At 72.8% G+C, this 7,576-nt stretch carries 9 protein-coding genes, 6 tRNA genes and 1 pseudogene; 8 read left to right on the forward strand and 8 right to left on the reverse strand.

The window, feature by feature from the left end:
* A tRNA-Val gene (locus G5C65_RS26970) sits at positions 1–71 on the reverse strand.
* Between the two features lie 87 nt (positions 72–158).
* Positions 159–449 (reverse strand): annotated as a pseudogene (locus tag G5C65_RS26975) (TIGR02611 family protein); the annotation flags it as partial.
* A gap of 189 nt (positions 450–638) precedes the next feature.
* Between G5C65_RS26975 and G5C65_RS26980 the strand changes: the two are divergent.
* Positions 639–1,052: an SsgA family sporulation/cell division regulator gene (locus tag G5C65_RS26980; protein WP_026005227.1), complete on the forward strand. Its 414-nt coding sequence runs from the start codon at positions 639–641 to the stop codon at positions 1,050–1,052.
* A 223-nt stretch (positions 1,053–1,275) separates the two neighbouring features.
* Entirely contained in the window at positions 1,276–1,845 is a 570-nt protein-coding gene (locus tag G5C65_RS26985) for a CGNR zinc finger domain-containing protein (RefSeq protein ID WP_165301548.1), read from the forward strand.
* 4 nt (positions 1,846–1,849) lie between these two features.
* Here G5C65_RS26985 and G5C65_RS26990 read toward each other — a convergent pair whose 3' ends face one another.
* Positions 1,850–2,050 carry a hypothetical protein gene (locus G5C65_RS26990; RefSeq protein WP_206442313.1) on the reverse strand — a complete coding sequence of 67 codons (201 nt, stop codon included), beginning with the start codon at positions 2,048–2,050 and terminating at the stop codon, positions 1,850–1,852.
* A 126-nt stretch (positions 2,051–2,176) separates the two neighbouring features.
* Positions 2,177–2,674: a hypothetical protein gene (locus G5C65_RS26995; protein WP_165301549.1), complete on the reverse strand. Its 498-nt coding sequence runs from the start codon at positions 2,672–2,674 to the stop codon at positions 2,177–2,179.
* 105 nt (positions 2,675–2,779) lie between these two features.
* Here G5C65_RS26995 and G5C65_RS27000 point away from each other — a divergent pair, with 105 nt between their 5' ends.
* The gene (locus G5C65_RS27000; protein ID WP_165301550.1) at positions 2,780–3,286 is read left to right on the forward strand and encodes a DsbA family protein; all 507 of its coding nucleotides are present in this window, start codon (positions 2,780–2,782) and stop codon (positions 3,284–3,286) included.
* Positions 3,287–3,343: 57 nt separating this feature from the next.
* Here the strand turns inward: G5C65_RS27000 and G5C65_RS27005 are convergent, their stop codons facing one another.
* The 3 genes from G5C65_RS27005 to G5C65_RS27015 form a co-directional block, all read right to left on the reverse strand.
* Complete coding sequence (locus G5C65_RS27005; protein WP_165301551.1) at positions 3,344–4,201, reverse strand: GNAT family N-acetyltransferase; 858 nt, start codon at positions 4,199–4,201, stop codon at positions 3,344–3,346.
* Positions 4,202–4,275: 74 nt separating this feature from the next.
* Positions 4,276–5,100, reverse strand: coding sequence for an aminotransferase class IV (locus tag G5C65_RS27010; protein ID WP_165301552.1), 825 nt, complete (start codon positions 5,098–5,100; stop codon positions 4,276–4,278).
* Between the two features lie 49 nt (positions 5,101–5,149).
* Entirely contained in the window at positions 5,150–6,262 is a 1,113-nt protein-coding gene (locus tag G5C65_RS27015; protein WP_165301553.1) for a chorismate-binding protein, read from the reverse strand.
* A gap of 120 nt (positions 6,263–6,382) precedes the next feature.
* On the opposite strand from G5C65_RS27015, the gene G5C65_RS27020 reads away from it, so the two are divergent.
* From G5C65_RS27020 to G5C65_RS27040, 5 genes are all read left to right on the forward strand, one after another.
* A tRNA-Gly gene (locus tag G5C65_RS27020) sits at positions 6,383–6,455 on the forward strand.
* Between the two features lie 29 nt (positions 6,456–6,484).
* A tRNA-Cys gene (locus G5C65_RS27025) sits at positions 6,485–6,558 on the forward strand.
* 1 nt (position 6,559) lies between these two features.
* A tRNA-Val gene (locus G5C65_RS27030) sits at positions 6,560–6,631 on the forward strand.
* 21 nt (positions 6,632–6,652) lie between these two features.
* Positions 6,653–6,724 (forward strand) — tRNA-Val (locus tag G5C65_RS27035).
* Between the two features lie 27 nt (positions 6,725–6,751).
* A tRNA-Val gene (locus tag G5C65_RS27040) sits at positions 6,752–6,823 on the forward strand.
* Positions 6,824–7,078: 255 nt separating this feature from the next.
* On the opposite strand, the gene G5C65_RS27045 is transcribed toward G5C65_RS27040, so the two are convergent.
* The gene (locus tag G5C65_RS27045; protein WP_165301554.1) at positions 7,079–7,288 is read right to left on the reverse strand and encodes a hypothetical protein; all 210 of its coding nucleotides are present in this window, start codon (positions 7,286–7,288) and stop codon (positions 7,079–7,081) included.
* Positions 7,289–7,576 lie beyond the last annotated feature (288 nt).

Raw genomic sequence — 7,576 nt, forward strand, 5'->3', positions numbered from 1 at the left:
GGGCGATACTGGGTTCGAACCAGTGACCTCTTCGGTGTGAACGAAGCGCTCTCCCACTGAGCTAATCGCCCGCTGACGCGCACCACATTACCCCATGTCAGAGGGTGCTTGTGCACGTCGGGCGACGCTCAGGGAGCGGAACGCGCCGCCTTTCGCTCCCTCCGCAGCCGCCTGCGCTCCTTCATCCACTCCGTCCCCTCCTGCACCTTCCGCTTCGTCCAGCGGAGCACGTGCTGGGCCCAGACGAACTCGGTGCCCCACACCGCCATCCCCGCGAAAATCACCAGCCATCCGGGGCCGGGCAGCGGCAGCAGGATGATGCCCGCCACCACGATGGCGAGGCCGACCACGAAGATCCCGGCGCGCCAGCTCAGATGCAGCGGCCGCGACGCCTGCACGAACGCGGGCGCACGCGAACCCAGTGGCTTCTCGTCACTCTCTGCACTCATGCGGGACAAGGTACCGGACCTCCCGGCGTCACCTGATCAGGCGCCTCATAAAATCCACCCTAGGCCATACGAATGACCTAATTCCGAACAAATCGGGCAGAGGGGTTTACAACCGGCCCGTAGGTGGCATGTCGATTGCGCCGACGTGCGAATCCCCGAGCGCACACTGAGCGAAAGGCCCTGGCGCTTATGAACACAACGGTGAGCTGTGAGCTGCACCTGCGCCTCGTTGTTTCGAGCGAGTCCTCACTGCCTGTACCCGCGGGCCTGCGGTACGACACGGCGGACCCCTACGCCGTGCACGCCACCTTCCACACCGGAGCCGAAGAGACCGTCGAGTGGGTCTTCGCCCGCGATCTCCTGGCCGAGGGGCTGCACCGGCCCACCGGCACCGGGGACGTGCGGGTCTGGCCCTCCCGCAGTCACGGCCAGTCGGTCGCCTGTATCGCCCTCAGCTCCCCGGAGGGCGAGGCGCTGCTCGAAGCTCCCGCGCGGGCGCTGGAATCCTTCCTGAAGCGCACGGACGCCGCCGTGCCGCCCGGCACGGAGCACCGTCACTTCGATCTCGACACGGAGCTGTCCCACATCCTGGCCGAGAGCTGAGACCGCCAGGTCACCGTGGCCGTCCGACTCGGGGCGACGGCCACGGGACCGGCAGCCGTGTGCCCACGGCAGCATCACGTGAACGGCACACAGCGACGCCGCCGCCGCGCACGCCCACGGGAAGTGCGCGGCGGCGGCGTCGCCGCGCACGGGAGCGGCTAGGCTCTCTCCGCATCGGAGAGAACCGCTGACCGCTGAGCCTCCCACACGTCAGGAGCGACCCGTGCAGATCAATCACGACACCCGGTGCGCACTCGACGACGTGGTCGACCTCCTCAACACCGCCGCTGACGGCGACGTCCAGGACAGCCTGTCCACCCTCTCCGACCTGCGCGGATTCGTCGAGCGCAACGCCGTCAGCGGCGTCGGCACGCTGGACGAGGACGACCTCGCCGCCGTCCGCGCGGTGCGCGAGCGCTTCGCGCAGGTCTTCGCCGCGCGGGAGACCCGCACGGCCGTCGGGCTGATCAACGCGCTCGTCGCCGAGGCGGGCACGACGCCGCAGCTCACCGACCACGACGGCTACGACTGGCATGTGCACTACTTCGCCCCCGGCGCCTCGGTGGCCAAGCACCTCGCGGCCGACGGCGGCATGGCGCTGGCCTTCATCCTCGTCGCCGGGGAGCGCGACCGGCTGCGCCGCTGTTCGGCGCCCGACTGCCGGCGGGCCTTCGTCGACCTGTCGCGAAACCGCTCGCGGCGCTACTGCGACAGCCGCACCTGCGGCAACCGGCTGCACGTCGCCGCGTACCGCGCGCGGCAGCGGGAGTCCACCGGCGCCGTGCGCGGCTGACGGCTCACAGCAGCAGGTCGTGGACGCCGGTGATGGCGAGCAGGCCGGCGATCACCGCGAGGAAGAGCATCAGCGGAGGCTGGGAGAGGGCGTAGAGGCATCCTCTGGCCTCGGTGAGATCCGGGGGCGCCCCGGAGGGCGCGGGGGATGCGGGCGCGGCGTGCGGCTCGTCGAGCTCGATCGCGGAGTTCGGCGTCGTGTCCATCTCGCCGCGATGATGACGCAGCGAGCGCGCCGGAGCCCTCGCAACACGCCCCACGTCACCTGGAGTTCGCGCGATCCGTCGGGGACGGCGGGACGCCCGGGGCGCGGCGGCGGGCCGGTGCGGCGATCAGATGCCGTGCTTCTTGAGGATGGCCTCGATATCCGAGAAGTCCTCGCTCCCGGCGCCGGCGCCGCCGGACTTCTTCGGCTTCTTCGCGGGGGCCTGCGCGGGCTCGGGCGCCCGGCCGAGCGCCGGGGTGCCGGCGCCCGGGGCCGCGGCCGGCGGGGCGTCGCCGCCGCGCGCCGCCTTGCGCTCCGTGCGGCCGGAGCCCTCCTCGGCGCGGCTGCCCGCGACCCGGGCGATCACATAGAGCACGACGGCCACGGCCAGCACGCCGAAGCCCGTCCACACGGTGGGCTTCATGACCAGGTCGGCGGCCCAGTCGCCGAACGCCTTGCCGACCTTGCCCCCGAGCTTGACCAGACCGGACATCGCCAGACCCACGGGGAGCAGCGACAAGGCGGCGATGCGCGTCGCCCTGACGAAGCGGCGACGCCAGGCCGTCAGGAACGCGATGGCCAAGCCTGCCGCGGAGAGCGCGGCGCAGACGGTCGTGGTGAGCATGTTTCCATCGTGCACCGTACGGGGCGTTCCGGGCCATGCCCGCACACATGGTTCAGGGACATCTCGGGGTCAGGGGCCCTCCGCAGGGCTGAGAGACTGTCCCGCATGAACGAATCTGCCCCCTCCCCCGCCGTGCTCGACATCTGGTGCGAGCTCCAGTGCCCGGACTGCCACCGTGCGCAGCACGACGTGCGCGCGCTGCGCGAGCGGTACGGCGACGCGCTGGAGATCAGGCTGCGGCACTTCCCGCTGGACAAGCACCAGCACGCGTACGCGGCGGCACAGGCCGCGGAGGAGGCGTACGCGCAGGGCTCGGGGGACGCCTACGTCGAGGCCGTGCTGGCCCGGACGGCGGAGCTGGGCGCGCGGGGCGAGCCGCTGCTGCTCGACGTCGCCGCGGAACTGGGGCTGGACGCCGGCGAGTTCGAGACGGCGCTGATCGACGGACGGCACCTGCTGGCGGTCGACGCGGACCAGGCCGAGGGCAAGGCCATCGGGGTGACCGGCACGCCCACCTACGTCATCGACGGGCAGCGGCTGGACGGCGGCAAGAGCCAGGAGGGGCTGCGCGAGCGGATCGAGGACATCGCCGACCGGATGCTGGCCCGCTAGTCCGGAACCCCGGTCCTCTCCGGGCAGGGCTGCCCCTGCGCGCGCGGAGGGGCAGCCCTAGACCAGGGGCTTGGTGTAGTAGCGCTCCACCTCGCGGTAGCCCAGGGACTCGTAGAGCGAGCGGGCCCGCGTGTTGTAGGCGTAGACGTTCAGCCCCAGCCGGCCGCGGGCCGCCGCCAGGCACTCCCGCTCGGCCAGCAGCATCAGGCTGCGGCCGTGCCCCTCGCCCCGCCGGTCCTGGCGGACCTCGACGTCGTAGACCCATGCGTCCGCATCCGCCCGGTGGCCGGGCGCTGACAGGCTGACCCAGATGGTGCCGACCTCCGCGCCCCGGTGGGTGAGCACCCGCAGCGCCGTGCCGCGGGTCGCGACCCCGTCCGGCAGCTGGGCGCGGCGCGCCTCGTCGTACAGCTGCCCGCACCGCTCCGGGGAGTCGCCGTACTCGGCCCGGGAGCGGACGAACAGCTCCCGTCCGCCCTCCCACCAGGCCGGGAACTCCTCCTCCGTCATCGGACGGACCGCGGTGCCGTCCGGCAGCGCGGGCGGCTCCCGCAGCTCCTTGACCATGTTGCGGTTGCGCTCGCGGTATCCGAGGGTCTCCAGCAGCCCGGGAGCGGCCTGTGCTCCCGCGTCCGGCGGCTCCGGGAAGGGGACGGAGGTCTCGACGCGGGCACAGCCCCAGCCGCGCAGCACCTCCTCGGCCGCGAGTGCGGCGACTGTGCCCCTTCCCCTGCGCCGCTCGCGCTCGTGCACCACGAGGCCGGCCAGCCGCCCCACACCGGGACCCTGCCGCTCGTCGGTGCTGAGCCGGACGGCGCCGATGGGGCGGGAGTTGACGCAGATGTCGTACGCGCGGGCGTATCCGCCGTCCGGCGTGCGGGTCTCGGGCGTGCTGGGGCGCAGGGTCGTCGTCATCGACCGTGTTCTACCCCCTGCGGGCCCCCGCCGTCACCGGGTTTTACCCGCGGGAACGCGGCGCGGCCGCGCGCTCACCCGGGGTCGCTGTCGGCGGCCGAGCGCTCGGCGAAGATCTCCATGGCCTTGGCGGTGACCGGTCCCGGGGCGCCGGGCAGCGTCCGGCCGTCCAGCCGCGCCACGGCCTGGACGTCGCGGAGGGTGGAGGTCAGGAAGATCTCCTCCGCGCGGTCCAGCACCTCCAGCGGCAGCTCGGTCTCCTGGGCCCCGGTCCACTCCGCGACCAGGCCGCGGGTGATGCCCGCGAGGCAGCCGGAGGACAGCGGCGGGGTGCACAGCGCGCCGTCCAGGACGACGAAGACGTTGGAGCCGGTGCCCTCGCACAGCTGGCCGTGCGTGTTGCCGAAGAGCGCCTCCGTGGCGGCCTGCTGGCGGGCGCGGGCGAGGGCGACGACGTTCTCGGCGTAGGACGTGGTCTTCAGGCCGGTGAGCGCCCCGCGCTCGTTCCGGGTCCAGGGCACGGTGATCACAGAGGTGCTGTCCGGCCTGCGGGTGGCCTCCCCGAGCGCGACGACGAGCGTGGGGCCCGTCTCACCGCGGTCGGAGCCGAGCGGCGAGAGGCCGCCGGTGTAGGTGATCCGCAGTCGGCCGAACGGCACCGGGTTCGCCTCGGTGACCGCGGCGCAGGCGCGGCGCACCTCGTCCAGATCCGGCTCCGGCAGCCCGAGGCCGCGCGCGGAGGCGGCGAGCCGGTGCAGATGCCGGGTGAGCGCGAAGGGGGTGCCCTCGGTGGTCTTCAGGGTCTCGAAGACTCCGTCGCCGACCGTCAGGCCGTGGTCGAGCACGGACACCTGCGCGGCGTCGGCGTCGCGCAGCGCGCCGTCCAGCCAGATCTTCACGTCGTCCTCACCGTCTTTCCGAGTCGTCGGTACGCGCCGCGGGGGCTCCTCAGTGTCTCCCAGGTGCCGTGCCGTGGTCACGGAACCCGCGCGCGCCGTCCGCGTCCGACGCTATCGCGAGCAGCCGGGACGCCTTGAGCTCCGTCTCCGCCCACTCCCCCTCGGGGTCGGAGCCCCAGGTGATCCCGGCGCCGGTGCCGAAGCGCAGCAGCGGCGTGCCGCCGCCGCGCTCGATCCAGAAGGTGCGGATGCCGACGGCCAGCTCTCCGGTGCCCCGGTCGGCGTCGACCCAGCCGATGCCGCCGCAGTACGGGCCGCGGGGCGCCGTCTCCAGCTCGCGGATGATCCGCAGGGCGCTGGACTTGGGCGCCCCGGAGACGGAGCCGGGCGGAAAGGTGCCCGCCAGCAGCCGGGCCCAGCCCGCGCCGCCGGCGAGGGTGCCGCGCACCGTGGAGACGAGGTGGACGAGCCCGGGGTGCGGCTCCGGCGCGCAGAGCGCGGGGACCGCGATGGAGCCGGGGGCGCAGACCCGGCCGAGGTCGTTGCGGACCAGATCCGTGATCATCACGTTCTCGGCGTGGTCCTTCTCCCGCAGATCGGCGGCCGTGCGGCCGGTCCCCTTGATCGGGCCGGACTCGACGGTGCGCCCGCGCCGGCGCAGATAGAGCTCCGGGGAGGCGGTGGCGATCTCGATGCCGTGCGCGGGGAGCCGTACGGTACCCGCGTACGGCGCCGGGTTGCCGCGGGCCAGCCGGGCGGTGAGCTGGTCGACGTCGACAGCGACACCGGCGCGGCCCGGGGCCGCGTCCGGGGCGTGCGCGGGCGCGGGCAGCGGAGCGGACAGGACGCGGCAGAGGTTGGCCTGGTAGACGTCGCCCGCCGCGATGTACTCCCGTATCCGCCGTACGCCGGCCGTGTAGCCGGCGCGGTCCAGCGAGCTGGTCCAGTCGCCCGGGGCGGGGCCGCGCCAGCGCCCCGGGACGGGGGCGGGCACCGGCGCGGGGCGCACATCGCCGAAGCGGGCGCAGCGCACCCGGCCCTCGAAGTCGGCGACGACGGCCCACCAGCCGCCCGCGTCCAGCGCCTCGGGGTCGCTGGTCACGTCCCGCAGATCGGTGGCGAGAAGTCCGCCGAAGCGGGCGAGTGGGGTCAGGTCGGACACGTCTTCGAGTCTATGGGGAGTCGTAGACCGGCCACGCTGCGGAAACAGAATTTGAGCTGGCCCAGGAATCCGCTAAAGTTCAACACGTCACCGGGACGCGGAAGCGCACCGGACCGACACGCGGACGTAGCTCAGTTGGTAGAGCGCAACCTTGCCAAGGTTGAGGTCGCCAGTTCGAACCTGGTCGTCCGCTCTGTGTGGGGATCTTCCCGACCCCCGCATGGTGGAGTGGCCGAGAGGCGAGGCAACGGCCTGCAAAGCCGTCTACACGGGTTCAAATCCCGTCTCCACCTCCAAGGACGATTAGCTCAGCGGGAGAGCGCTTCCCTGACACGGAAGAGGTCACTGGTTCAATCCCAGTATCGTCCACCGGTCCGCTTCGGACCTTCCGCGCGGTTAGCTCAGCGGGAGAGCGCTTCCCTGACACGGAAGAGGTCACTGGTTCAATCCCAGTACCGCGCACGCAGCAGCACCGCTGCCGCACCACCTGGACGATTAGCTCAGCGGGAGAGCGCTTCCCTGACACGGAAGAGGTCACTGGTTCAATCCCAGTATCGTCCACCGCACCGAGGGCCCCGGAGTGACCGCTCCGGGGCCCTCGGCTGTTTCTCGCGGCTTCTGTTCTCCGATGGCTTCCCCGCGGCTCACCGCGCGCAGGTCCGGGTGCGGGGTGTGCACCCCGCACCCGGACGCGCGAGTGCTCGGGCAGCTCCCCAGCTGCCCGAGCACTCCTGCCGTCCGCCGCACCCCCGTCCCCACGGGGCTGAAGGCCGGAAGTCCCCGACCTGGTCCGCTCCACCAGGCCCGGGGTCCCGCTCAGGACCCCAGCATTCCGGCCACGGACGACGCCTGTGTCACGACAACCTGGGTCCATCCGGAGACGATGCCCAGGAGGAGCGCGGCGGGCAGCACGATCGCGGCCGCCACCAGCGGGTGCCGACGGCCGCCCGGACGGGTGCCGATGGCCGCGACCGCTGCCAGCCTTCCCTGTCCCCGGGCCGTGGTGTGCCCCGCTGTGTGCGCCATGCTCCGCTCCTGTCGTGGTCTTTGGGGCGGCGGACGTCTGACCTCGGGGGACGAGTGCTGCGTCCGCCGCTTGACGACAACATTAGGCACCCGGGGGGCTGTCGGCGTCATGCGCGCGTATCGACTCCGGGGCCTCCCCCAGGATGAGGCCGTGTGCCCGTGGCTACTCCCCTGGGTGGAGGTCGCGTCGGCCTTCCCGGGGGTATCCCCCAGGGGTACCCCTGAGGGGGGAGGTTCGCGCAGGTCAGCGCCGGGATGACGGAGGGCCTTCCGGCGGGGCGGGAGGGG

The sequence above is a fragment of the Streptomyces boncukensis genome, from assembly GCF_011045075.1.
Lineage (GTDB): Bacteria > Actinomycetota > Actinomycetes > Streptomycetales > Streptomycetaceae > Streptomyces > Streptomyces boncukensis.